The following is a 23,197-nucleotide window of genomic DNA, read 5'->3' as shown; positions in this document are numbered from 1 at the left end:
CGCGTCCTCCGGCAACACCTTCGTCCGCGCCCGGAGCCCTGTCTTCACATTTGTTAGTGAACTATCCTTACAATCTCTGCGTCAAGAGGCTGACGTCGTGTTGATCAATTCGTGACCTGATGGCCGTGTCGTCGCCTCACCGGCGACCGCCGTGAGGCAGGGTGGAGCCCGCACGGACCACCGGAGGTCCGCAAGCGCAGGGGGTGCCGCGGCGACGAGGAGGTTCGATGACAGCACGTCCCCCCGTTCACCTGGTGCTGCGCGGACGCGTGGTCACCCCCGATCGGGTGATCGCAGACGGCGTCGTCGTGGCCCAGGAGGGCGTGCTGACCTACGTCGGTCCGCCGGCGCAGTCTCCGGTCGTACCGCCCGGACCGAGCACTGCGACGATCCTGCCCGGCCTGGTCGACGTGCACTGCCACGGGGGCGGCGGCGCCGGGTTCCCGGACGTGTCCACCGCCGACGAGGCGCGCGTGGCCGTGCGCGAGCACCTCTCGCACGGCACGACCACGCTCGTGGCCTCGCTCGTCACAGCGGCACCCGCGACCCTGCTGGCGCGGACCGCACTGCTCGCCGACGTGTGCGACGACGGGGATCTCGCCGGTATCCACCTGGAAGGCCCCTTCCTGTCCCCCGCGCGCAAGGGCGCCCAGGATCCTGACCTCATGACCGACGGCTCGGTGGCCCTGGTGCGCGAGGTCGCCCGCACCGCGCGCGGTCACCTGGTGACCATGACCGTGGCGCCTGAGGTCCGAGGCGTGCTGGGTCCCGACGGGGTGGTCGAGGCACTCGCGGCGGCGGGCGCCGTGCCGTCCTTCGGCCACACCGACGCCGGAGCAGGCGTGGTCCGCGAGGCGGTCGGCCAGGCGCGTGCTGCCCTGCTGCGGCACGGTGCCCGCTCCCTCCGGCCCACCGCGACGCACCTGTTCAACGGCATGCGACCCCTGCACCACCGCGACCCCGGTCCCGTGGCGGCGCTGCTCGCGTCCGCCGCGCGCGGCGATGCCGTGGTGGAGCTGGTGGGCGACGGCGTCCACCTGGACCCCGAGACCGTGCGCGCCGTGGCCGACGTCGCCGCCGCGGCGGACGGGGTGATCCTGGTCACCGACGCCATGGCCGCGGCCGGCATGCCCGACGGCGCCTACCGCCTGGGCACCGCCGACGTCGTGGTGGACGGCGGCGTGGCCCGCCTCGCGAGTGACGGCGCGATCGCGGGCGGCACGGCCCACCTGCTCGACGTGCTGCGGCACACCGTGGCCGCCGGGGTCGACCTGGTCACCGCCGTGCGGATGGCGTCCGTGGTGCCCGCCGGCGTGCTGGGACGCGCCGACGTGGGTCGCCTCGAGCCCGGAGCCCGCGCGGACCTGCTGCTGGTCGACGACGCCCTCGCGCCGCTCGCCGTGCTGCGCGCCGGACGCATCGCCTCCGGGGACCTGCCCGGGCCGCTCGGCGACCCCGCCCCGCAGGTCGACCCCGCCCCGCAGGTCGATCCCGCCGACCGCCGCGCCGGGGGGCATCCCCGGTCAGCGCTCGGGTACACCTCGTGAGCCCCGCGGGCACCGCTGGAGCACCGGCACAGCCCCTCGTCCCTGCCCCCCGGTTCCACGCCGAGCTACCCGGCAGTGCGCGGTTGGCGGCCGGCAGCGCCGTCGTGGCTCCGGACCTGCCAGCCGTCGAACCGGTGGCCCGACGGCTGGCCGAACGACTCGGCCGCGCGCTCGGCGGCCCGGTGGGCGTGCACCGCCCCCGGGACGACTCCCGGTGGGCGGGGCGCCGACCCCAACGGCCCGCCGACATCCAGCTGGTGCTGGACTCCGGGCACCGTGCCGCGCAGGCGCCGTCGGACGCCACGCAGCGGCTGGACGAGTCGTTCAGCCTCACGTGCGACGAGCGAGGCGTCGTGCTCTCCGCGGCGAGCCCGGCGGGCCTTCGACATGCGACCACCACGCTCCTCGCCCTGGTCGAGCGCCCCGGCGGGCGGGGACGTCCCCGCCCGGTGGACGTGCCGGGGATGCGGATCGAGGACGCGCCCCGGTTCGCGTGGCGCGGCCTGATGCTGGACGTGGCCAGGCACTTCCTGGACGTGCCCACGGTGCTCGACGTGCTGGAGGTGATGGCCGACCTCAAGCTCAACCGGCTGCACCTGCACCTCTCCGACGACCAGGGCTGGCGGCTCCGGCTCACCTCACGCCCGCGGCTGACCGAGGTCTCGGGGGCGACCGCGGTAGGTGGTGACCCCGGCGGCTTCTACACCGCCGACGACCTGCACACGATCGAAGCGGCGGCGGCCGACCTGGGCATCGTGCTGGTTCCGGAGATCGACACGCCGGGACACGTCAACGCCGCGACGCACGCCTACGGAGAGCTCGTCCCCGGTGGCTCACCCACCGAGGAGTACACGGGCATCGACGTGGGCTTCAGCCGGCTGCACGCGGACCTGCCCGCGACCGCCCCGTTCCTCGACGACGTGCTGGGCGAGGTCGGCGGCCTGGTCGACGGCCCCTGGCTGCACCTGGGTGGGGACGAGGCCCTCGAGATGGACCGCGCCGAGTACACCAGGCTGGTGGCGCTGGCCCTGCGCGCGGCGACCGCGGCCGGCAAGGTGCCCGTCGGGTGGCAGGAGATCGCCCACGCGGAGCTGCCGCCCGGCGCCGTCGTGCAGTACTGGGACGAGCGGACCGGTGCCCAGCAGGTGGCGGCCGCGGCCCGTGCCGGCGCGCGGGTCGTGCTCTCCCCCGCCTCGCGCACCTACCTGGACCTCAAGTACGACGCGGACTTCCCCCTCGGCCTGGACTGGGCGGGCCACGTCCCGCTGCGGCGCGCGTACGAGTGGGAACCCTCGGAGGTGCTGGACCTCCCGGCGGACGCACTGCTGGGGGTCGAGGCGTGCCTGTGGACGGAGACCGTGCGCAGCCGCGAGGACCTGGCCGCACTGCTGCTGCCGCGGCTCGCCGCGGTCGCCGAGGTCGCGTGGTCCGTGCCCGCCGTGCGCGGCTGGGACGGTTTCGCGGCGAGGCTCGCGGCGTTCGCGCCCCGGTGGACCGCGGCCGGCCTGGCCTGGACGCGCACCCCCGACGTCGCGTGGTGAGACGCCCCGGCGCCCGGGCTGACCTCCCCGTGGCAGCGGTCTCAGGCGGTCGGACCACCCCGGTGCTCCTCGCCGGGAGGGCCGCCGGGGTCCGCGGCGTCCAGGGCCCAGCGGATCGCGTGGGTCATCGCCAGACCGCCCGCACGCGCGGCGACGCCCTCGGGCCGCCTGAGCACCGGCAGGCCGAGCTCGGGCCGCGCCCACACCGGGAGCAACGCGACGGCCGCTCCCCACAGCGCCTCGAAGAAGGGCCGGGCGACAGCGGGCAGCGGGGTCTCGTGGTGCAGGAACTCCGCCGCCTCGCGCGCAGGACGGGTCCCGCGCAGCTGCGGCCGGTACGCCCCCAGGGCGGTGTGCAGCTCCACGACCGTCCGGGGCAGGTCCTGCGCGCCGAGCCGCTCGCCGACCTGGGCGGTCTGGGCGACGTAGGCGTCGCACCCGGCGTCGTCCAGCGGTCGACGCCCGTAGCGCTGGTGCGCCAGCAGGAACGAGTCCACCTCGGCCAGGTGCACCCAGGCGAGCAGGTCGGGGTCCGATGCCGCGTAGGGCTCGCCCTCCTCGCTGACGCCCACGACGCGCCGATGCACGGACCTGACCACGGCCACCGCCTGCTCGGCCTGCTCGACGGGCCCGAACGTGGTCTGGGCGAGGTACGTCGCGGTGCGTTGCAGCCTGCCCCAGGGATCTCCGCGGTATCCGGAGTGCGCGGCGACGGCCGCCATCGCACGAGGGTGCAGCGACTGCAGCAGCAGCGCGCGGATGCCGCCCACGAACATCGATGCGTCGCCGTGCACGCGCGCGATCGCCGAGTCCGGCGGGAACCATCGGGGCCCGGGGGCCTGGTGCACGGCGGCGCGGGCTGCCGTCGGGTCCGGCCCGGCGACCTTGCGCAGCACAGCACCGGCCGCCGAGACGCGCAGCCTCGTCACGGCGTCGGCGGAGGTCCCGGCTCGTGAGGTGGTCACGGCGGAATGGTCACACGGGAGCCTGGGCGCCACCCGCCCGCCCTGTCCGGCATCACCCGACCGGAGCACCGGCTGTCGCCGCGCGGCCCTGTCTTGCACCCGGCGTCGTTGCCCTTGGGACACGGTTGGCGGTCGAGTCGATCACGGTTGCGCCGACCGCCCACGCGGCGCCACGACGGTGCCTAGCGTCGATGCCATGCAGACCTCAGCAGCACCGCGCCGTCGGATGCGACGGCGTGCGACCGCGCCCGCGGTCGTCGCTGCCGTGGTGGCCGGGCTGCTGGCCGGCTGCACCGCGAGCAGTGGCGCATCGGCCGACTCGGCGAGCGTCGCCGGGGAGAGCGGCTCGCGTGCGGACGGCGGCGCGGCGCCCGCGAAACCCGCAGGTACCGCGGACACGAGCGCCGGACAGCCCGCCCAGGCTCCCGCCGGAGATCGGCAGATGATCGTGACGGGCTTCGTCACCGTCGTCGTCGACGACCCGATCGAGAAGGCGTCCCGCGTGGTCACGGCCGTGGAGAGGCGCGGGGGTACGTGTCCGCGCGCGACCAGCAGTCGGCCGGCGAGGGCCGCAAGCCCTACGCGCAGATCACCGTCCGGGTGCCCGCGACCCGCCTCAGCGAGGTGCTCGACGACCTGAGCACGCTCGGGACGGTCGAGGAGAGCCGGCTCGAGAGCGTCGAGGTGACTGCGCAGGCGCGAGACCTGGACGCGCGCATCGCGGCGACGAAGATCTCGATCGCACGCCTGCAGGGCCTGCTCGAGCGCTCCGCCACGCTGTCCGACATCGTCGAGGCCGAGCAGGTGCTCACCGACCGGCAGACCCAGCTCGAGCAGCTCCAGTCGCAGCGGTCGGCGCTGGCGGACCAGGTCGCGATGTCGACGCTGACCGTGAACCTCTACACCGACGCGGCGGTGCCCGACGAACCTCCGAGCGGGTTCCTGAGCGGTCTCGCCGCAGGGTGGAAGGCGCTGGTGGCCTTCGGCACCGGGGCGCTCAGCGTGACCGGCGTGCTGCTGCCGTGGCTGGCCGTCCTCGGCGTGCTGATCCTGGCGCTGTGGCCCGCGGTCCGACGCGCGCGGCGACGCAGGGCCGCGCGGGCGGCGCAGCGGGCCGTCGCCGCGCCGACGGGTCCGCACCCCGACCTCGGCGCCCGCCCGGCGCCCGGCGCACCCGGCCCGGACGACGGATCGTCCGGGCCGCTACCGGAGCGCTGACGACGGGACGTCACGTCAGGATCGAAGGAGCAGCCCGCGGGCGTCGGTCTCGCGACCGGAGAGCAGCATGATCCCGTCGACCAGCACCCAGATCTGCACGCCGATGAGGACGAAGACGCCGATCACGATGAACGAGGTCACGAACCCCACGAGCGTCAGCGAGAGCTGGATGATCGCCAGGTTGGTGTGCCCGGTGTAGAACCGGCCCACGCCGAAGACACCCAGGAAGATCTGCAGCAGCCCGGCGACGATCTTCGACTTGTCCGACAGCGGCTGACCGGTCATCGGGTCGCGACCGTAGGGCGCCGAAGGGTCCGGCGGGTACCCGCCCCATCCCGGCGGTGGCCCGTACGGTCCCCCCGGCGGTGGGTAGCCGGCGCCCTGCGGGTACCCCGGGCCGGGTGCGTGGCCGCCGGGCGGGCTGCCACCGCCCGGTGGTGGGTTGAAGCCGTCGTTCGGCGGCGGTGGTGAGGTCACGGTCCCAGCGTGCCAGCACCCACGGTCCCGAGGGCGGGACCCTGAGGGTGGAATCGACGACGTCGGACCGGCAGTGCACGCATCACGCTGCGCCCCGCGGGTCCACGTCCGTGCGCCCTGACCGTGCGCCCCCGAGGCGGCACGCCCACCATGGGCTCATGCGCGGGCCACGGGCGGAGCTGTCCTTCGCCGACTCGTGGACCCTGCCGGCCCCACCGGACCGCATCCGAGACGTCGTCGTGGACCTCGAGCACTGGATGACGTGGTGGCCGCAGGTCCTCGCTGTGGCGTCGCTCGGCCCGGATGACGCACGGGTGATCGCCCGCTCGGTCCTCCCGCACACCCTGGACCTGGTGCTGCACGCCACGTGCCGCGACCTGCCGGTCCTGGCCGTCGAGCTGGACGGCGACCTGGAAGGTGTCGCGCGCTGGGAGCTCGCCGAGGACCCCGCAGGCACGCTGCTGCGCTACGAGCAGCACGTCGTGGCCACCGGTGCGCTCGCCGTGGCCTGCCGGGTGCTGCGGCCGCTGATGCGCTGGAACCACGACAGGATGATGGCCGGCGCGGTGGCCGGGCTGCGGGCGCTGCTGACCGGCGAGCAGCGCGGATGAGCGCGTCTCGCCCGGCGGGCAGGTAGCGCTGCGCACACCCCCGCGTGGACAGCACCCGATCCCGGGACCAAGGACCCGGACCGCGGCCGGGCGGCGCCGCCCGGCCGCCGTTGCCCGCTCGGCCACCCGAAGGGGTTGTCCACAACCCGACAGACCGGGACCTTCCGGACCCTATGCTCAGCGGGACGTGATCACGGGGGCCGGTCCGCCCCCGACGCATGCGCAGGGGGAACGCCATGGACACGGCCGCCGAGCTCGAGCACGAGGTGCGTGAGCTCGTCCGCGCCCGCGGAGTGGACCCCGTCCGCGACCGCGCCCGGCTGCGGGAGCTGGTCCACGAAGCCCTCACGGACTACGACGACCGCGCCTTGCGGGGGCACGTCCCCCCGCTCGCCGACCGGCTCGCCACCGGCAAGGCCCTCGAGGACGCCGTCGGCGGCTTCGGACCGTTGCAGCCCTACCTCGACGACCCCACGGTCGAGGAGATCTGGATCAACGCGCCCGACCAGGTGTTCGTCGCCCGCGGCGGAAGCTCCGAGCTGACCAGCACCATCCTCGAACCCGGACAGGTGCGCGACCTGGTCGAACGCATGCTCAAGATCTCCGGGCGGCGCCTGGACCTGTCCAGCCCTTTCGTGGACGCGGCCCTGCCCGGCGGCGAGCGCCTGCACGTGGCCATCCCGGACATCACGCGCGAGCACTGGGCGGTCAACATCCGCAAGTACCTGGTCCGCGCCTCCCACCTGGACGACCTGGTCGCCCTCGGCTCGATGACACCGACCGCAGCGCGCTTCCTCGCGGCCTCTGTGGCGGCCGGCCTCAACATCCTGGTGTCGGGGGCGACCCAGGCCGGCAAGACCACGCTGCTGAACGCGTTGGGTGGGGCGATCCCGCCCCGCGAGCGGGTGATCTCCTGCGAGGAGGTCTTCGAGCTGCGCCTCGACCATCGGGACACGGTCGCCCTGCAGACCCGGCAACCCAGCCTGGAGGGCACCGGCGAGGTCACGCTGCGACGGCTGGTCAAGGAAGCGCTGCGCATGCGGCCCAGCCGCATCATCGTCGGTGAGGTGCGCGAGGCCGAGAGCCTCGACATGCTCATCGCGCTCAACGCGGGCGTGCCAGGCATGTGCACGGTGCACGCGAACTCGGCCCGTGAGGCGTTGACCAAGGTGTGCACCCTGCCGCTGCTCGCGGGCGAGAACGTCACGGCTGGCTTCGTGGTCCCGACGGTGGCCGCCGCCGTCGACCTGGTGGTGCACCTGGAGGTCGACGGACGGGGACGACGCCGGACGGCGGAGATCGTCGCGGTGCCCGGTCGGGTCGAGAACGGCGTGGTCGAGTGCACGGACCTCTTCCACCGGCGCGACGACCGGCTGGTACGCGCCGGAGGATTCCCGCCGCACCCGGAGCGGTTCACGCGGCTGGGGCTGGACTGCGCGGCGCTGCTCACCGAGGAGGGGCTCTGACGTGGGAGTTGTCGCCGGCCTGCTGCTGGGTGCCGGGCTCGTGCTCGTGATGTGGGCCGTCACGTCCGACCCCGCGGCCGCCCGCCACACTCCGCGCTGGCAGCAGTCCCTCGCAGACCTGCTGGTGCAGGCCGGCGCTCCTGCGGTGCGGCCCGCCGCGCTGCTCGGCACGAGCGCGGGTGCGGCCGCCCTCGTCGGCCTGGTCGTCGCGGGCCTGACGCGGGCCCCGGCGATCGCCGCCTGCTTCGCCCTCATGGCCGGGTACGCACCGATGGCACTGGTGCGCACCCGGGCCCGACGGCGTCGAGCGGCGATGCGCGGACTGTGGCCCGACGTCGTGGACCACCTCGCCTCGGCGATCCGCGCCGGGCTCTCTCTGCCCGAGGCCCTGGGCCAGCTCGGGGACCGCGGCCCCGAGGAGCTGCGCGCACCGTTCGCCGCGTTCGCGGAGGACTACCGCGTCACGGGGCGGTTCGCCGAGTGCCTCGATGCCCTCAAGGGCCGCCTCGCGGACCCCGTCGCCGACCGGATCGTCGAGGCACTGCGCCTGACCCGCGACGTCGGCGGCACCGACCTGGGCCGCCAGCTGCGCACGCTCGCGGGCTTCCTGCGCGCCGACGAGCGGACGCGCGGCGAGCTCGAGGCACGCCAGAGCTGGAGCGTCAACGCGGCACGGCTGGCCGTCGCTGCACCCTGGGTCGTGCTCGCGCTGCTGGCCACGCGACCGGAGGCGACGCGGGCCTACGACACCCCGACCGGCGCTCTGGTCCTCGCGGCGGGCGGCGCGAGCTCGGTGGTCGCCTACCACCTGATGCTGCGGATCGGTCGCCTGCCCGAGGACGCGCGGGTGCTGCGATGACCGCGACCGGGGCTGTCGCCGGCCTGGGCCTCGCCGTCGGGTGCTGGCTGATCGTGGCCTGGGTCTCGGCGCGGCGCCCAAGCCTCGACGACCGCCTCGCCCCGTATCTCCGCGCGCCCCTCCCTGCACGTAGCGCCCCGGTCCCCCGCACCCCCTTCGGGACCCTGGAGCGGCTGCTCGCACCGGTGATGTCCGACGCGGTGCGGGTCGTCGAGCGGTTCGGGTCGCCACGCGCCGACGTCGCCGCCCGACTCGCCCGATCCGGCCGCGGCCAGAGCGTCGAGCAGTACCGCGCCGAGCAGGTCGTCGCTGCCGCGGTGGGGACCGGAGCGGCCCTCGCCGCTGTCATGACGCTGGCCGCGAGTCGCGGCGTCGGACCCGTGACGGGCGGCCTGCTCGTCGCCGTGGGCGCACTCACCGGCCTTGTGCTGCGTGACGTGGCCCTCACCCGGCAGGCGCGGCGGCGCGGGGAACGGATCCTGCTGGAGCTGCCCACCCTCGCCGAGCTGCTCGCTCTGGCCGTGACCGCCGGTGAAGGCCCGAGCGGTGCTGTCGAGCGGGTCACGGCCGTCGGGAACGGGGAGCTCGCCGACGAGCTTCGCCGCGTAGTCGCGGACACCCGCGCCGGCGCGCCGCTGGTCGTGGCCCTGGAGCGGATGGCCGACCGGGTGGGGGTTGCCGCCCTGTCCCGATTCACCGAAGCGCTCACGATCGCCGTCGAGCGCGGCACCCCGTTGGCGGACGTGCTGCGCTCCCAGGCCGCTGACGTCCGGGAGTCGTCCCGGCGCGAGCTCATGGAGCTGGGCGGCCGCAAGGAGGTCGCCATGATGGTCCCGGTGGTGTTTCTGATCCTGCCGGTGACCGTCGTGTTCGCCGTCTTCCCCAGCCTCAGCGCGCTGAGGCTCGACCTGTGAAGGAGCACACCGTGACTCACGTCACTGACGCGCCCGCCCTCGACCACCCCGAGGCGTCCTCCGCGCCGGCCCGGAAGGGTCCGGACCTGCCCGACCGCGGCGACGTGCCCGGCTGGGTGCTGGTGACCCTGATGACCGCCGGCCTCGTCCTTGCACTCTGGGCGGTCGCAGGACCGGCCCTGACCAACCTCTTCGAGCAGGCCATCGAGCGTGTCGGGTCCTTCGGAGGTTGAGCGCCGCGCCGCCCGAGGCCCCCGCCCGGCGCACCGGGAGGACGGGGGTTCCGCAGTGGTGGACACCGTTCTGGTGGGCGCACTCACGACGCTGCTGTTCGCCTCCGTGCTGCAGCTCGGCCTGGCCCTGCACGTCCGCACGACCCTGATCGACTGCGCCGCGGAAGGTGCGCGGTACGGAGCACTGGCGGACCGCGGACCCGCCGACGGCGCGGACCGAGCGGTCGACCTGATCCGGATGTCACTGACCTCGTCCTACGCGTCCGACGTCTCGGCGCGGCGCACCACGCTCGACGGCCTCCCGGTCATCGAGGTGCGCGTCACCGCCCCGCTCCCGGTGCTCGGCCTGCTGGGCCCAGGCACGCTGACGGTCACCGGGCACGCGCTCGAGGAGGCGCCGTGAGAGCGCTGCGCGCACGACTGCGGCACCTGCAGGAGACGTCCCGCGAGGACGGCACCGCCGTCGTCGAGTTCCTCGGCACGGCTGTCGTGCTCCTGGTCCCCACCGTCTACCTGGTGCTCGTGCTCGGCCGCCTGCAGGCCGCGGCGTTCGCGGTGGACGGCGCGGCCCGCGAAGGCGTCCGCGCGGCGCTCGTCGCTGGGGAGAACGACCGCGACCCGGAGCTCTCGGCAGCGGCAGCAGTCCGGATCGCGTTGGGTGACCAGGGTGTCGGGGGCGACGACGTGCTGACACTGACCTGCGCCCCACGCTGCGACCGTCCCGGCGCCACGGTCACGGCACGCGTCGCGCTCGTCGTGGACCTGCCACTGGTCCCAGTGTTCGTCCGGGACCGCATGACCCTGGGGGTCCCGGTCAGTGCGGTCGCCTCGGGCCGGGTCGACGACTTCGTGGACGCGGGATGACGCGCGACGGCGCCACGACCGCCGCCCGCGTCCCGCAGCCGCGGGGCGACGACGGGCAGATCATGCTCATGACCATCGGCTTCGTCGTCGTGGCGCTGCTGCTCGTCACAGCAGTGGTCTCGGCCAGCGGCATCCACCTCGAGCGCAAGCGCCTGCTCGCCCTGGCGGACCTGGCGGCCCTGGCCGCAGCGAGCTCCCTGGACGAGGACGCCTACTTCTCCCGCGCCGACGACGAGCCTGTCCGGCTCCGAGACGACGAGGCACGCGACGCGGTCATGGACTACCTGGCCGAGGCCGCCCCCGGTGCCGGCCTCGGCCACGTGGAGCTCGTCGCGGCCACGACCGACGGCCTCACCGCGACGGTCACCCTCAGATCGCTCGCCCGGCCGACGCTGGTCTCCTGGGTCACCGCCCCGTGGTCGGACGGGATCGACCTGCTCGTCACCGCGAGCGCACGGGCCGGCTGACCCGGGGCGGCCCCGCCCCGGGCAGCCGGGCACCGTGTGCGGATGCGGGTGTGCCCCGGCACGCCGTCCGGGGCACACCCACGCCTCATGCGGGATCGGACATCAGTCCTGCGCGCAGCTCAGCGAGTAGGGCAGGTACATCGACCAGTTGTTGCCGACCAGCACTCCGTACGTGTCCGCCCAGCCCGAGGCTGTGGCGTCCACGAGCTGGTGCGCCTTGACCGCGTCGAGGTCGAACCCGTCGGCGCTGCCGATGTGCAACGCGGGATCCGTGTCATCGGTGATCCGGACCGCGTCGGCGTAGGGGATCCCGGCCGGGAGCGAGACGAAGCTGACCTCGGTCGCGTTGGTCAGCGAGTCTGCGGACGGGTACCAGGTGCCGTTGTACAGGAACTCGACGGTCGCCTTCTCCTCCGGGTAGCTGGCACGGCCGTTGGTGATCTCCACACCCGCGAGATCGTCGGCGGAGCCGCTGTTGTAGATCCGGCTGCCGAACGCGACCTCGATCGAGCCGCCGAACCCCAGGCTGTAGAACACGCCGTCAGGCGCCCCGAGTGCCGAGGCCGAGTCGCTGCGCTCCGGGAGCACGGGGCCGCCGTCCTTCGTCGTACCTTGCAGCGCCGAGACGACGTCCGTCGCCCAGTAGGAGCCCGGCTCGGAGAGCTTGAGCAGATCGGCGTGGAAGGCCACGTAGTTCGTGCACGAGTCGGGCAGCGGGAGCGCGATCGAGTCCGAGCTCACACCGGGCACGTAGGGCCCCGTCAGGTAGGTGAACTGGCCGGGGATCAACCCACCCTTGGTCTGCGGGAAGTCGGCCGGGTCGTCGACCACGTCGACGTGCGTCCGGTAGATCACCCACGGCGCGTCGACGTCGACCGTCAGGTACGCGACGTCCCCGGCGTGCGTGATGCCCACCTCGCCGACCGCCGGTCCGTCACGACCCGCCATCAGCTCGGAGCTCAGGTCGGACTCCAGCGTGTAGTTCAGGTCGGTGAACGCGATGTTCGGGTCGAGGCCTTGCACGACCTCGAGGGTCACCTTGGCGATCCCGGTGCCGGCCACCGAGAAGAGGTAGTTGCCGGGCTGGCCCTCGGTCGCCGTGCAGGCGTCGCCCGTGTACCACATCTCAGTCGGGTTGGTCGCTGTGCCGGTCGTGAAGGCCAGCGTGTCCGTCGCGCCCGGGATCGCGTTCCCAGCGCTGTCGTACGCCGTCATGACGACGCTGTGGTTGGTCGAGTGGTTCGGGTTGTAGTCCCCGAAGTCCAGCATCCGCAGGGAGAAGTCGCTCACCGTGTCGGCGAGCTCGAACGTGAAGCTGTCCTTCCTGTCCACGTCACCGAATCCACCCGCGGCGCCGAGGCAACCGTTCTTGGTGTTGACCGCACTGTTGAGGTCGTCGTTGGCCGCGCCGTAGAGCACGGGGTCGCTTCCTTCGACGAGGTACCGCACGTCGCCGGTCGAGCTGATCGAGACGTTGGCGTCGTAGATGCCGTCGCCCTCGACCGAGTCCCCAGGGGCGAGACCACCCCCCGCGGCGGCCGGGGCCATGGACACACCTACCAGGCCGAGCGTGGCGACCGAGGTGACGACGAAGGGCCACCGGGGGGAAGTCGCGCGGTGTCTACCGGACATGAGAGCCTCCTCGCTCCTCCAGCGAGCGGCGACGCGGCCCGAGACGAGCCGCCTGTGAGAGCCGCTCCTGTTCCGGACCCTTTCGTCCGTTTTGTCCAGTTGCCAGGCCCGAAGGTCCCACGCACGGCGAGTCTCCGACGACTCTCCGCAGGGGTCGCGCGCGCCCTCCCCGACGCCCGCGCCGTCAGCCCAGAGCCACCTGCCCCGCCGCGCCCCGACCTTCGACGATGCCGACGATCTCCGCCGCGAGCTCGGCGGGTTTGGTCAGCTGGGGCCAGTGCCCGGTGGGCAGGTCCACGATCGAGCGGTCCTGCATCGCGGCCAGCTCGCGCATGTAGGGGTGATCGTCGGCCATCAGAGTCTCGAGCACCACGCTGGTCATCGAGCAGGCGATCACCGTGCTGGGGACCGCGAAGCGGCGGTCGTCGGAGACGTGCTGCGGATCTCGGGCCACGCCGGCCGGCTCCGGGATCGCGATCTCCTCGAAGCGTTGGCGCACCTGCGGCGTCATGTCGACGAGCTCCGGCTCCTCGAACGCGTCCCACCCCGGGAACGGCACGTCGTCGGACTCGACAGGCAGCTCGTCGTTGATCACCGCACCGTCCCCGAACGGGCCGGTGTCGACGTAGATGGCTCGCTCGACCTTGTCCGGCCGGGCGTCCGCGGCCCCGGAGATGATCGAGCCGCCGCCGGAGTGCCCCACCAGCACGACCCGCTCGGGCGCGGCGTCGATGCGTTCGACCACGGCGGCGACATGGTCGGCCAGGCGCACCGCGGACCGGTCCGCGGTGCGCGACTCCTTGCCCGGCAGCGTCAGCGCCTCCACGTGGTAGCCCGCCGCTTCCAGGGCCGTCGTCACGGTGGCCCAGGAGTCGCCGTTGAGCCAGAAACCGGGAACCAGGATCACGTGGGTCATGACACGACGCTAGGCCGCTGCACCGACGCGCGCCCGCCCAATGACCGGTGCAGTCGTCGGTCGCCCGAGCGGGACGAGCCCGACGCCGTGCGCCCCCCCGACCGCCCGGGTCCCAGCCGCGACGCACGCCGGACCGGCGCCGGGTACCCTCGTCGATCGTGGCTGCCACCGACTTCCCCACCGAGATCGCGGCCCTGCGGGCGACGCTCACCACGATCACGGCCGTCATCGACCCCGACGGCCTGCGCACCAAGATCGCCGAGCTGTCCGAGCAGGCCGCCGCACCGGACCTGTGGGACGACACCGAGCGCGCCCAGGCCGTGACCTCCGCACTCTCGCACGCCCAGAACGACCTCGAGCGGCTCGAGGGCTTCACCCAGCGCCTGGACGACCTCGAGACGCTCGTCGAGATGGGCATGGACGCGGCGGAGGACGACCCCGAGCGCGCGGCGACCCTCGAGGACGCCGAGCAGGAGCTCGTCGCCCTCACCAGGGACCTGTCGGGCTACGAGGTCCGCACCCTGCTGTCCGGCGAGTACGACTCCCGGGAGGCCGTGGTGACCATCCGGTCCGGCGCGGGCGGCGTGGACGCGGCCGACTTCGCCGAGATGCTGCTGCGGATGTACCTGCGCTGGGCGGAGCGGCACGGCTACCCCACGGCGGTGCTGGACACCTCCTACGCCGAGGAGGCCGGACTGAAGTCCGCGACCTTCGAGGTCAAGGTGCCCTACGCGTACGGCACGCTGTCGGTCGAGGCCGGCACCCACCGCCTGGTCCGGATCAGCCCGTTCGACAACCAGGGCCGACGGCAGACGTCGTTCGCCGCGGTCGAGGTGGTCCCGCTCATCGAGCAGACCGACCACATCGACATCCCCGAGAACGAGATCAAGGTCGACGTGTTCCGTTCGTCCGGCCCCGGCGGCCAGTCGGTCAACACCACGGACTCCGCCGTGCGCCTGACCCACCTGCCCACCGGCATCGTCGTGTCGATGCAGAACGAGAAGTCCCAGATCCAGAACCGCGCGGCGGCGCTGCGCGTGCTCCAGTCCCGCCTGCTGCTGCTGCGTCAGGAGGAGGAGCGCGCGACCAAGAAGGAGCTCGCGGGCGACATCAAGGCGTCGTGGGGCGACCAGATGCGTTCGTACGTGCTCCAGCCGTACCAGATGGTCAAGGACCTGCGCACCGAGCACGAGGTCGGCAACCCGGCTGCGGTGTTCGACGGCGACATCGACGGCTTCATCGAGGCCGGCATCCGCTGGCGCGCGGGCGCCGCCCAGAGCTGACCTCGGGGCACGCGCGAGCTCGGCGCCGATCGGCCGCGGCGGACCTGCCGCACCGCCCTGAGCTACTCGATGATCCGGAGCGGGCCTTCGGCAGCCGTCGGTGGCTCGAACCGGTCGAAGTACGCGGCGGCGACGGCCTCCGTGAGCGGGAAGTCGTCGGCGTGGACGGCTGCCCGGGCGCGGACGCGGGCGAGCACGACCTCACGGGGTGTGGCCAGGTAGATCGTCTCCGGCTCGACACCGAGCGGCCTGAGCAGCCGGCGCCAGTCCTCGCGCATCTGCCGCGACCAGAACGAGAAGTCGAGGACGACGTCGATCCCCGAGCCGACCAGGCCCACCAGCTGCTCGCGCAGCTCGGCCTCGATCTTGCGATGGACGTCGTCGGACAGCGGCATGGCGCGGTGCCCTCGCTGCCAGGCCCGGTCGTCGAAGGACAGGCGAGCCATGCCCTGCGCCTCGAGCCCACGCGCGATCGTCGTCTTGCCCGAGCCGGCGGGGCCGCACATGAAGATCACCCGGCTCACGTCCGCACAGTAGCCCGGCCGCCCGCGTCCGACGGGCGCAGCGCACGGGGTGAGTAGCATCGCGGCCGTGACCACGCTGCTGCTGACCGTCATCGGCGACGACCGTGCCGGGCTCGTCAAGGCCCTTGCCGACGTGGTGAAGGCCCACGACGGCAACTGGGAACGCAGCCACCTGGCCGAGATGGCGGGAAAGTTCGCCGGGATCGTCGAGGTGTCGGTGCCGCAAGCCCGGGCCCGCGAGCTCGAGGCGGCGCTGCGCCCTCTCGAGGGCCTGCTCGAGGTCGAGGTGCACACCGCCGGTCCGCACGCCTCGGCCAGCCACCACGACGTGGTGGTCGAGGTCCTCGGCAACGACCACCCAGGCATCCTCCAGGCGGTCTCCGGCGCGCTCGCCGAGCAGGGCCTGAGCGTCACCGAGCTCGAGACCAGCACGCGCGAGGCGCCCATGGTCGGCGGCCAGCTGTTCGAGGCCCGCGCCCTGGTCGCCGTGCCCGACGGGTTCGACCTGACCGGCCTGCGCGCCGCCCTGGAGCGGATCGCCTCGGAGGTCCTGGTGGACCTCACGCTGACGAGCGCCGACGACTGACCGCGGCGCCCGCCCCGCGCCGGGCTGCCCTCAGCCGAGCCGGGCCCGCCAGGCGGCTATCCGGTCCACCGCGGCAGACACCACGTCCGGCGTGGTCGCGAAGCTCAGCCGCACGTACGCCCCGCCGCCGACCGGGTCGAAGTCGGTGCCCGGCGTGAGCGCCACGCCGGCCTCGTCCAGCAGCCGTGCGCAGTAGGTCACCGAGTCCAGGCCCGAGCTCGACACGTCGGCATAGACGTAGAACGCGCCGTCGGCAGGCGCCGGATCCCGCCAGCCCAGGTCGCCCACCCGGTCGAGCACCACCGCCCGCGAGCGCGCGTACTCGGCCACGGCGGCGTCGGCCGCCGCGTAGGACTCCGGGCTGAAGGCCGCGACGGCGGCGAGCTGCGAGAGCGTCGGCGGGCACAGCGCCAGGTTCCCGGCCAGCGCATCGACGGCCGCCACCAGGTCCGGCGGCAGCAGCAGCCAGCCCAGTCGCCAACCCGTCATCGCCCAGTACTTCGAGAACGAGCCCACCACCACGGCGCCGGCGTCCAGGTGCGGCGCGGCCGTGGGAGCCCCGGCACCGTGCCCGGGCAGCGTCGATCCGGCAGCCGTCGCGTAGGTGATCCCGTGGTAGATCTCGTCGGAGATCAGCCGCACGCCGTGAGCGCTGCACCAAGCGGCGAGTGCGTCGAGCGCCGCAGGTTCCACGAGCGTCCCCGTCGGGTTCGCCGGCCCGGCAAGCACCAGCCCGTCGATCGGCCCGCCCTCGGCGACCACGGCCTCGAGCACCTCAACCGTCGGCTGGAACCGGACCTCCGGGCCGCACGGGACGTCCACCACCTCGCAGCCGAGCGCGCCGAGCAGGTTCCGGTAGGCCGGGTAGCCCGGTCGCACCACCGCCACCCTGTCACCCGCGTCGAACGCGGTGAGGAACGTGAGCACGAAGCCGCCCGAGGCGCCCGTGGTCACCGCGATGCGACGCGGGTCCACCTCGATGCCGTACCAGCGGCGGTAGTGCTCGGCGATCTCCGCACGCAGTGCGGGCATGCCGAGCGCCTCGGTGTACCCCAGGGTGGCACTCGCGACGGCGGCGGCCGCCGCGCGCCGGACCGGTTCCGGCGTGCCGCCGGAGGGCTCACCGGCGCAGAGGTTGAGCACCTCGTGCCCGGCACGCCGGCGCTCGTTGGCGGCGGCGATCACCTCCATGACGGCGAACGGTGGGACCTGGGCACGCGCTGCGACCTTCACGCCTCCATCCTGCCCCGCGCAGCGCCGGCCTGGACCGCCCTACGCCCCACGGCGCAGCGGAGGCGCCCCACGCGGCGAGCGGCGCCCAGTGCACGAGCGTCCGCACGGCTGTCCGCCAGGTGGACGGCCCGGGGCGGCTGAGCGGGCCTTCGCCGCGTGGGCGGCCGCCCCGAGCTCGCCGCTGGTGGACCGGAACCACCCCGCGCGCGTCGCGTCCAGCGGTCCGAAAGGTCCGATCCCCACCACATCAGCACAGGTCATCGCGGCGTGGCGGTGCGGGGCCGCCCCCACGTCGTGCTTACTCTCGACCGGAGCGTGCCCTGCGGGTACCTCCCCTGCCCCCGACGACTGGCCAGCCACGTGATTCGACTCAACAACGTCACCAAGGTGTACGCCCGCGGCGCGCGCCCGGCGCTGGACGACGTCGACCTGGAGATCGAGCGCGGAGAGTTCGTGTTCCTCGTCGGCGCCTCCGGGTCCGGCAAGTCGACGCTGCTCCGGCTGATGCTGCGCGAGGAACGCCCCACGGGCGGCAAGGTGTTCGTCGCCGGCAAGGACCTGTCCAAGCTGTCCACCTGGAAGGTGCCCTACCTGCGCCGCCAGATCGGCACCGTGTTCCAGGACTTCCGCCTGCTGCCCAACAAGACGGTGTTCGAGAACGTGGCGTTCGCGCTGCAGGTGATCGGCAAACCGCGGCACCACATCATGACGACGGTGCCCGACACCCTCGAGCTCGTGGGCCTGGGCGGCAAGGAGAAGCGGCGCCCGCACGAGCTGTCCGGCGGCGAGCAGCAGCGCGTGGCCATCGCGCGGGCCTTCGTCAACCGGCCCAGCATCCTGCTCGCCGACGAGCCCACCGGGAACCTCGACCCCACCACGTCGGTGGGCATCATGCGCCTGCTGGACCGGATCAACCGGACCGGCACCACCGTCGTGATGGCCACCCACGACGACGAGATCGTCGACCAGATGCGCAAGCGCGTGGTGGAGCTCGACACCGGCCAGGTGGTGCGCGACCAGTCCCGCGGCGTCTACGGCTCGGATCGCTGAGGGGGCGTCGTGCGACTGCAGTTCATCCTGTCGGAGATGTTCGTCGGCCTGCGGCGGAACCTCTCCATGGCGGTCTCGGTGATCCTGGTGACCTTCGTGTCGCTGACGTTCGTCGGCGCCGCAGCCCTCCTGCAGGCCCAGATCAGTCAGGTCAAGGACCAGTGGTACGACAAGGTCGAGGTCACGATCTACCTGTGCCCGCAGGACTCCGAGAAGCCCACCTGCGCAGGTGGCGAGGCGAGCCAGGCCCAGATCGACGAGATCGGGCAGAAGCTGCACTCGGACGCGCTGGCCCCGTACGTCAAGAAGGTCTACTTCGAGACCAAGCAGCAGGCGTACGAGTCGTTCGAGAAGCGCTACGCGAACGAGTGGTGGGCGCAGAGCGTCACCGCGGACCAGATGCAGGCCTCCTACCGGGTGGCCCTGGTCGACCCGTCCCAGTACCAGGTGATCTCGGACACCTTCACCGGGCACACCGGGGTCGACGTCGTCCAGGACCAGCGCAAGGTGTTCGAGCCGCTCATCCTGGTGCTCAACCGCGCGACGCTGATCTCGGGCGGACTCGCCGTGGTGATGCTGCTGGCCGCGACGCTGCTGATCACCACGACGATCAGGCTCTCGGCGATGAGCCGCCGCCGGGAGACCGGGATCATGCGGCTGGTCGGCGCGTCGAACCTGTTCATCCAGCTGCCCTTCATGCTCGAGGGCGCGATCGCCGCGACCATCGGAGCCGGCCTCGCCGTCGGCGGCCTGTGGTTCGGCGTGCGCTACCTGGTGCAGGACTGGCTGGCGACCTCCGTGCGGTGGATCCCCTACATCGGCGCCGGTGACGTCTGGACGGTGGCGCCTTTCCTGCTGGCTGCCGCGATCCTCCTCGCGGCGATTTCATCCCTGGTCTCGCTGGGCCGATACACGAAGGTGTGAGCATGCGACGTCCACTTCGAGCAGGCATCAGCGCGGTCCTCGGGCTCGCGCTCGTCATGGTGGCCTCGGTGCCGAGCATGGCCGACCAGTACAGCGACCAGCGCGCTCAGGTCGAGGCCAAGGAGAAGGCGGTCAAGCAGGCGCTGGCCGACCTCGCCTCCGAGCTCGAGGACACCAGCGCCGCGTTGGTCCAGGCCTATGCGGACCTCAAGGGCATCCAGGCCCAGATCCCGGTCGCGCAGGCCCAGCTCAAGGACGCCCAGAACAAGCTCGCCGAGCTGCAGCGGCAGGCCGCGCTGATCGCCCAGCGCCTCCAGGCGGCGACCGACCAGGAGAAGCAGATCGGCGACCAGATCGCCGCGGACACCACCAAGGCGGCCGACCTGCACGCCGCGATCGGTCAGATGGCCCGCGACGCCTACCGGGGCGACCTGGCCACCTCGACCATGAGCGCCATCCTGGACGCCTCCAGCACTGCGGACTTCGTCCAGGAGTCCGAGCTCGCCCAGGTCGCCCTGCGCACCCAGACCCAGGCGCTGCGCGACGTCGAGCAGATCGTCGCGGTGAACCGCAACCGGGAGGCGCGCCTGACGGCCGTGCGGCAGAAGATCACCGAGCTCAAGGCCGAGGCGGACCAGAACGTCCTGGACGCCAAGGCGGCCAAGGAGCGTGCCGCCGCCCGCACGATCGAGCTCGCGGACCTCGAGACTCAGGCCAAGGCCAAGACGCAGCAGATCGAGGCGCAGAAGGCGGACCAGCTCGCCAAGCAGAACGACCTCAAGGCGCAGCAGGACAAGCTGGCCGCGGACCTCAAGGCGATCATCGCCAAGCAGGAGGCCGCCCGGCGCGCGGCAGGCAAGCGGCCGATCGGTTCCACCGCGAACCAACCGTTCATCAACCCGACGTCGGTCAACCCGATCTACAAGACGTCCAACTACGGCATGCGGTTCCACCCGATCCTGCACATCTGGCGGCTGCACGCCGGCGTCGACCTGCGCACCTGGTGCAACACCCCGATCTACGCGGCGGCGGACGGAACCGTCGTGTGGACCAAGTACCGCTACGGGTTCGGCAACCAGGTGATGGTCAACAGCGGCTACTGGAAGGGCAAGTCGCTGATGGAGAGCTACAACCACCTCACGTCGTTCGCGGTGAGCCCCGGCCAGCACGTCAAGCAGGGCCAGCTCATCGCCCACTCGGGCAGCACGGGTACGTCGGACGCCTGCCACCTGCACTTCGAGGTGTACCTCAACGGCAACACGGTCGACCCCTGGCCCATGATCGCCAAGTAGCCCCCTCCCCCGTGATCAAGGAGCCCGTGCCCACCCAGCGCCCGTGATCAAGGAACTCGTGCTCGTCGTGCCCGCTCCGTGGCCCGGTAATCCCGTCGGCCCCCACGAGGCGATCCCCTAGCCTGGACGCATGGCCAAGGACTCCGGGCGTCGCCTCGTCGCGAGCAACAAGAAGGCGCGGCACGACTACCACATCGACGAGACCTTCGAGGCCGGCCTCGTGCTCACCGGGACCGAGGTCAAGGCGCTCCGCGCAGGCCGGGCATCCCTGGTCGACGGCTTCGCCAGCGTCGACTCCTCCGGCGAGGCGTGGCTCGAGGGGGTGCACATCCCGGAGTACACCGAGGGCACCTGGACCAACCACGCCCCACGCCGCAAGCGCAAGCTCCTGCTGCACCGCCGCCAGATCGAGGAGATCGCGCGCGAGTCGCAGGCCAAGGGCCGGACCGTCGTGCCATTGAGCCTGTACTTCGTCGACGGTCGCGCCAAGGTGGAGATCGCCCTGGCCCGAGGCAAGAAGGAGTACGACAAGCGCCAGGCCTTGCGCGAGCGCCAGGAGACCCGGGAGGCCCAGGCCGCGATGAGCCTGCGCCGCCAAGGATGAGCGGCGCGACGCGTCGGGCCGCTCGGACCGGGGGCCCACACTCAGTGGTGCGCCGCACGCTGACCGCGGCGGCGCTGGGGGGCGGCGCGCTCCTCGCCGGCGCCGGAGTGCTCCTGGCCGGCGCGGCCCCTGCCGCGGCCGATGCGCAGGACGTCATCACCTCGCTCCAGGAAGCCATCACGCTGGACGCCGACGGCACAGCCCACGTCGTGATCGACCTGACGATGGACTTCGGTTCGTCACCCAACCACGGGCCGTACCTCACCTACGTCGTCAAGCAGAAGTACGACGACACCCAGGACCGCGTCTTCCGGTTCGCGCACATCACGGCGAGCAGCTCCGACGCGCCCGCCGCGGTCGACGTGCAGGAGGACGGCGGCTGGAAGCAGATCCGGATCGGCGATCCCGACCAGACGATCACGGGCTCGCACACGTACCGGCTCAGCTACGACGTGCAGGGCTGGGTGAACCCGGCGGGCTACGCGTTCCCCACGGGCGTCCTGCCCCACGACGAGCTCTTCCTCAACGTGATCGGCGCCAGCTGGGACGTCCCGCTGCAGGACGTGGCGGTGAGCGTCTCGGGCCCGGCCGACGTGGCCGACGCCGCCTGCTACGCGGCTCCCCAGGGGTCGAAGGACGCGTGCGACGCCGCGACCGTCGACGGCAGGACCGCCACGTACGAGCAGGCCTCCCTCGCCCGCGGCGAGCCCCTGACGATCGTCGCGGCGTGGCCCGCTGGGACCTTCGACACCGCCCCGATCCTGCAGGAGCGCTGGTCGCCCGCGCGCGCCTTCACGTTGACCCCCGTGACCGGGACGGCGGCGGGTGTTGTCGGGATCGGCGGCCTGGCGCTGGTCATCGCGCGGGTCCGACGCCGGGGTCGCGACCGCGCCTACTTGGGACTCACGCCGGGGCTGGCCCCTGCGCCGGGCCAGGAAGCGGCGATCGGGGCACGCCGCAAGGCGCCCATCAGCGTGCAGTTCACCCCGCCGCCGCAGGTCCACCCCGGACAGCTCGGCACCCTCATCGACGAGCACGCCGACGTGCGGGACGTGACCGCCACGATCATCGATCTCGCCGTACGCGGGTACCTGCGCATCGAGCAGGTCGGCCCGCCCGACGCACGTGATCGGGACAGGGACTGGCGGCTGGTCCGCACCGACAAGCCCGACGGCGACCTGGTGGACTACGAGCACCGGCTGCTGGCCGCGCTGTTCGCCGGGCGGGCCGATGTGCTGCTGTCGGAGCTCCGCACGACGTTCGCGTCGTCGCTGGCGCGGGTGCAGAGCCTGCTCTACGAGGACGTGACGACACGCGGGTGGTTCTCCGGCAACCCGCGCCACGTGCGCGCCCGGTGGGTGAGTGCGGGGATCGCGCTGACGGTGGTCGCCGTCGGGATCACGGCCCTGCTCGCGGCGCGGACCCACTGGGGTCTCGTCGGCCTGCCGCTCGTGCTGGTCGGGGTCGTCGTGGCGGTCGTGTCCGGCGCAGCGCCGGCCCGCACGGCGCAAGGCACCGCCGTGCTCGCGCAGACCGAGGGCTTCCGGCGGTACCTGGCCACCGCCGAGGCCGACCAGCTGCGCTTCGAGGAGGGCGAGGACCTGTTCAGCCGGTACCTGCCCTTCGCGGTCGCGTTCGGGCTGACCGAGCGTTGGACACGGATCTTCGCCGAGCTGGCGGCCCGCGGCGTCGACGTACCGGTGCCGACCTGGTACGTGGGCGCCTGGGGCTACTACGGCTTCTGGGCCGGCGCGAGCGCCTTCGAGCGCGACCTCACGGGCTTCACGACCACCATGGACACGGCGATCTCCGCCCCCACCCCGGGCTCGTCCGGAGGCTCGGGCTTCTCGTCCGGGGGCGGCTTCTCCGGCGGCGGCGTAGGCGGCGGAGGCGGCGGCAGCTGGTGAGCCCCCCACCCGCACCGGGGCGTGATCAAGGAACTCGTGCTCACGACGCAGACGTGAGCATGAGGTCCTTGATCACCACCAGGG

General features: G+C 73.0%; 24 protein-coding genes. 18 read left to right on the top strand and 6 right to left on the bottom strand.

All coding sequences use genetic code 11. The features are described 5' to 3' along the window. The first annotated feature begins 227 nt into the window (after positions 1-227). Both Q6348_RS07800 and Q6348_RS07795 read left to right on the top strand, forming a co-directional pair. Entirely contained in the window at positions 228-1,547 is a 1,320-nt protein-coding gene (locus tag Q6348_RS07800) for an N-acetylglucosamine-6-phosphate deacetylase (RefSeq protein ID WP_304600735.1), read from the top strand. Beyond that, positions 1,544-3,088 carry a family 20 glycosylhydrolase gene (locus Q6348_RS07795; RefSeq protein WP_304600734.1) on the top strand — a complete coding sequence of 515 codons (1,545 nt, stop codon included), beginning with the start codon at positions 1,544-1,546 and terminating at the stop codon, positions 3,086-3,088. The genes Q6348_RS07800 and Q6348_RS07795 overlap by 4 nt, the downstream gene beginning before the upstream one ends. Positions 3,089-3,129: 41 nt before the next feature. On the opposite strand, the gene Q6348_RS07790 is transcribed toward Q6348_RS07795, so the two are convergent. After that, positions 3,130-4,053, bottom strand: coding sequence for an oxygenase MpaB family protein (locus Q6348_RS07790; RefSeq protein WP_304600733.1), 924 nt, complete (start codon positions 4,051-4,053; stop codon positions 3,130-3,132). Positions 4,054-4,341: 288 nt separating this feature from the next. Here Q6348_RS07790 and Q6348_RS07785 point away from each other — a divergent pair, with 288 nt between their 5' ends. Beyond that, on the top strand, positions 4,342-5,271 hold the full coding sequence (locus tag Q6348_RS07785) for a DUF4349 domain-containing protein (protein ID WP_350339676.1): 930 nt from the start codon (positions 4,342-4,344) through the stop codon (positions 5,269-5,271). 15 nt (positions 5,272-5,286) lie between these two features. On the opposite strand, the gene Q6348_RS07780 is transcribed toward Q6348_RS07785, so the two are convergent. Beyond that, positions 5,287-5,556 (bottom strand): TM2 domain-containing protein, encoded by a 270-nt coding sequence (locus Q6348_RS07780; protein WP_304600732.1) that lies wholly within the window; start codon positions 5,554-5,556, stop codon positions 5,287-5,289. Between the two features lie 350 nt (positions 5,557-5,906). Here Q6348_RS07780 and Q6348_RS07775 point away from each other — a divergent pair, with 350 nt between their 5' ends. The 8 genes from Q6348_RS07775 to Q6348_RS07740 all read left to right on the top strand — a co-directional run bounded on the left by Q6348_RS07775 (position 5,907) and on the right by Q6348_RS07740 (position 11,162). Then, on the top strand, positions 5,907-6,359 hold the full coding sequence (locus tag Q6348_RS07775) for an SRPBCC family protein (RefSeq protein ID WP_304600731.1): 453 nt from the start codon (positions 5,907-5,909) through the stop codon (positions 6,357-6,359). A 236-nt stretch (positions 6,360-6,595) separates the two neighbouring features. Further along, complete coding sequence (locus tag Q6348_RS07770) at positions 6,596-7,825, top strand: TadA family conjugal transfer-associated ATPase (protein ID WP_304600730.1); 1,230 nt, start codon at positions 6,596-6,598, stop codon at positions 7,823-7,825. 1 nt (position 7,826) lies between these two features. Further along, positions 7,827-8,684 carry a type II secretion system F family protein gene (locus Q6348_RS07765; protein ID WP_304600729.1) on the top strand — a complete coding sequence of 286 codons (858 nt, stop codon included), beginning with the start codon at positions 7,827-7,829 and terminating at the stop codon, positions 8,682-8,684. Beyond that, on the top strand, positions 8,681-9,598 hold the full coding sequence (locus tag Q6348_RS07760; protein ID WP_304600728.1) for a type II secretion system F family protein: 918 nt from the start codon (positions 8,681-8,683) through the stop codon (positions 9,596-9,598). The genes Q6348_RS07765 and Q6348_RS07760 overlap by 4 nt, the downstream gene beginning before the upstream one ends. 11 nt (positions 9,599-9,609) lie before the next feature. Continuing rightward, positions 9,610-9,831 (top strand): hypothetical protein, encoded by a 222-nt coding sequence (locus Q6348_RS07755; protein WP_304600727.1) that lies wholly within the window; start codon positions 9,610-9,612, stop codon positions 9,829-9,831. Between the two features lie 58 nt (positions 9,832-9,889). Next, positions 9,890-10,234, top strand: a complete 345-nt coding sequence (locus Q6348_RS07750) for a TadE/TadG family type IV pilus assembly protein (protein ID WP_304600726.1) — start codon at positions 9,890-9,892, stop codon at positions 10,232-10,234. After that, complete coding sequence (locus Q6348_RS07745; RefSeq protein ID WP_304600725.1) at positions 10,231-10,695, top strand: pilus assembly protein; 465 nt, start codon at positions 10,231-10,233, stop codon at positions 10,693-10,695. Before Q6348_RS07750 ends, Q6348_RS07745 begins: the two co-directional genes overlap by 4 nt. Beyond that, the gene (locus Q6348_RS07740; RefSeq protein ID WP_304600724.1) at positions 10,692-11,162 is read left to right on the top strand and encodes a pilus assembly protein TadG-related protein; all 471 of its coding nucleotides are present in this window, start codon (positions 10,692-10,694) and stop codon (positions 11,160-11,162) included. Before Q6348_RS07745 ends, Q6348_RS07740 begins: the two co-directional genes overlap by 4 nt. A gap of 102 nt (positions 11,163-11,264) precedes the next feature. Here Q6348_RS07740 and Q6348_RS07735 read toward each other — a convergent pair whose 3' ends face one another. Both Q6348_RS07735 and Q6348_RS07730 read right to left on the bottom strand, forming a co-directional pair. After that, complete coding sequence (locus Q6348_RS07735) at positions 11,265-12,794, bottom strand: hypothetical protein (protein ID WP_304600723.1); 1,530 nt, start codon at positions 12,792-12,794, stop codon at positions 11,265-11,267. Between the two features lie 184 nt (positions 12,795-12,978). Next, positions 12,979-13,710 (bottom strand): alpha/beta fold hydrolase, encoded by a 732-nt coding sequence (locus tag Q6348_RS07730; protein ID WP_304600722.1) that lies wholly within the window; start codon positions 13,708-13,710, stop codon positions 12,979-12,981. Positions 13,711-13,868: 158 nt separating this feature from the next. Here Q6348_RS07730 and prfB point away from each other — a divergent pair, with 158 nt between their 5' ends. Beyond that, entirely contained in the window at positions 13,869-14,993 is a 1,125-nt protein-coding gene (gene prfB, locus Q6348_RS07725) for a peptide chain release factor 2 (protein WP_304600721.1), read from the top strand. Between the two features lie 62 nt (positions 14,994-15,055). On the opposite strand, the gene Q6348_RS07720 is transcribed toward prfB, so the two are convergent. After that, entirely contained in the window at positions 15,056-15,517 is a 462-nt protein-coding gene (locus Q6348_RS07720) for a P-loop nucleotide/nucleoside kinase family protein (RefSeq protein ID WP_304600720.1), read from the bottom strand. 67 nt (positions 15,518-15,584) lie between these two features. Between Q6348_RS07720 and Q6348_RS07715 the strand changes: the two genes are divergently transcribed. Further along, on the top strand, positions 15,585-16,103 hold the full coding sequence (locus Q6348_RS07715; RefSeq protein ID WP_304600719.1) for a glycine cleavage system transcriptional repressor: 519 nt from the start codon (positions 15,585-15,587) through the stop codon (positions 16,101-16,103). Positions 16,104-16,133: 30 nt separating this feature from the next. Here the strand turns inward: Q6348_RS07715 and Q6348_RS07710 are convergent, their stop codons facing one another. After that, the gene (locus tag Q6348_RS07710; protein ID WP_304600718.1) at positions 16,134-17,336 is read right to left on the bottom strand and encodes a pyridoxal phosphate-dependent aminotransferase; all 1,203 of its coding nucleotides are present in this window, start codon (positions 17,334-17,336) and stop codon (positions 16,134-16,136) included. Positions 17,337-17,696: 360 nt separating this feature from the next. Here Q6348_RS07710 and ftsE point away from each other — a divergent pair, with 360 nt between their 5' ends. The 5 genes from ftsE (at position 17,697) to Q6348_RS07685 (ending at position 23,113) form a co-directional block, all read left to right on the top strand. Next, positions 17,697-18,386, top strand: a complete 690-nt coding sequence (gene ftsE, locus Q6348_RS07705; RefSeq protein ID WP_304600717.1) for a cell division ATP-binding protein FtsE — start codon at positions 17,697-17,699, stop codon at positions 18,384-18,386. A gap of 9 nt (positions 18,387-18,395) precedes the next feature. Further along, the gene (gene ftsX, locus Q6348_RS07700) at positions 18,396-19,310 is read left to right on the top strand and encodes a permease-like cell division protein FtsX (protein ID WP_304600716.1); all 915 of its coding nucleotides are present in this window, start codon (positions 18,396-18,398) and stop codon (positions 19,308-19,310) included. Between the two features lie 2 nt (positions 19,311-19,312). Continuing rightward, positions 19,313-20,602 (top strand): M23 family metallopeptidase, encoded by a 1,290-nt coding sequence (locus Q6348_RS07695; RefSeq protein WP_304600715.1) that lies wholly within the window; start codon positions 19,313-19,315, stop codon positions 20,600-20,602. A gap of 130 nt (positions 20,603-20,732) precedes the next feature. Then, positions 20,733-21,206, top strand: coding sequence for an SsrA-binding protein SmpB (gene smpB / locus Q6348_RS07690; RefSeq protein WP_304600714.1), 474 nt, complete (start codon positions 20,733-20,735; stop codon positions 21,204-21,206). A 47-nt stretch (positions 21,207-21,253) separates the two neighbouring features. Further along, positions 21,254-23,113 (top strand): DUF2207 domain-containing protein, encoded by a 1,860-nt coding sequence (locus tag Q6348_RS07685; RefSeq protein WP_304600713.1) that lies wholly within the window; start codon positions 21,254-21,256, stop codon positions 23,111-23,113. Positions 23,114-23,197 lie beyond the last annotated feature (84 nt).

Origin of the sequence: Actinotalea lenta, assembly GCF_030586465.1 — a bacterium.
GTDB classification, from domain to species: Bacteria; Actinomycetota; Actinomycetes; order Actinomycetales; family Cellulomonadaceae; genus Actinotalea; species Actinotalea lenta.
This window is presented reverse-complemented; position numbering and strand designations above follow the sequence as displayed.

Bases quoted from the DNA above. Each gene is read 5' to 3' on its own strand.
- Q6348_RS07800 (WP_304600735.1), top strand. From the start codon at position 228: ATGACAGCACGTCCCCCCGTTCACCTGGTGCTGCGCGGACGCGTGGTC.
- Q6348_RS07740 (WP_304600724.1), top strand. From the start codon at position 10,692: ATGACGCGCGACGGCGCCACGACCGCCGCCCGCGTCCCGCAGCCGCGG.
- Q6348_RS07770 (WP_304600730.1), top strand. From the start codon at position 6,596: ATGGACACGGCCGCCGAGCTCGAGCACGAGGTGCGTGAGCTCGTCCGC.
- Q6348_RS07775 (WP_304600731.1), top strand. From the start codon at position 5,907: ATGCGCGGGCCACGGGCGGAGCTGTCCTTCGCCGACTCGTGGACCCTG.
- Q6348_RS07760 (WP_304600728.1), top strand. From the start codon at position 8,681: ATGACCGCGACCGGGGCTGTCGCCGGCCTGGGCCTCGCCGTCGGGTGC.
- Q6348_RS07735 (WP_304600723.1), bottom strand. From the start codon at position 12,794: ATGTCCGGTAGACACCGCGCGACTTCCCCCCGGTGGCCCTTCGTCGTC.
- Q6348_RS07695 (WP_304600715.1), top strand. From the start codon at position 19,313: ATGCGACGTCCACTTCGAGCAGGCATCAGCGCGGTCCTCGGGCTCGCG.
- smpB (WP_304600714.1), top strand. From the start codon at position 20,733: ATGGCCAAGGACTCCGGGCGTCGCCTCGTCGCGAGCAACAAGAAGGCG.
- Q6348_RS07730 (WP_304600722.1), bottom strand. From the start codon at position 13,710: ATGACCCACGTGATCCTGGTTCCCGGTTTCTGGCTCAACGGCGACTCC.
- Q6348_RS07780 (WP_304600732.1), bottom strand. From the start codon at position 5,556: ATGACCGGTCAGCCGCTGTCGGACAAGTCGAAGATCGTCGCCGGGCTG.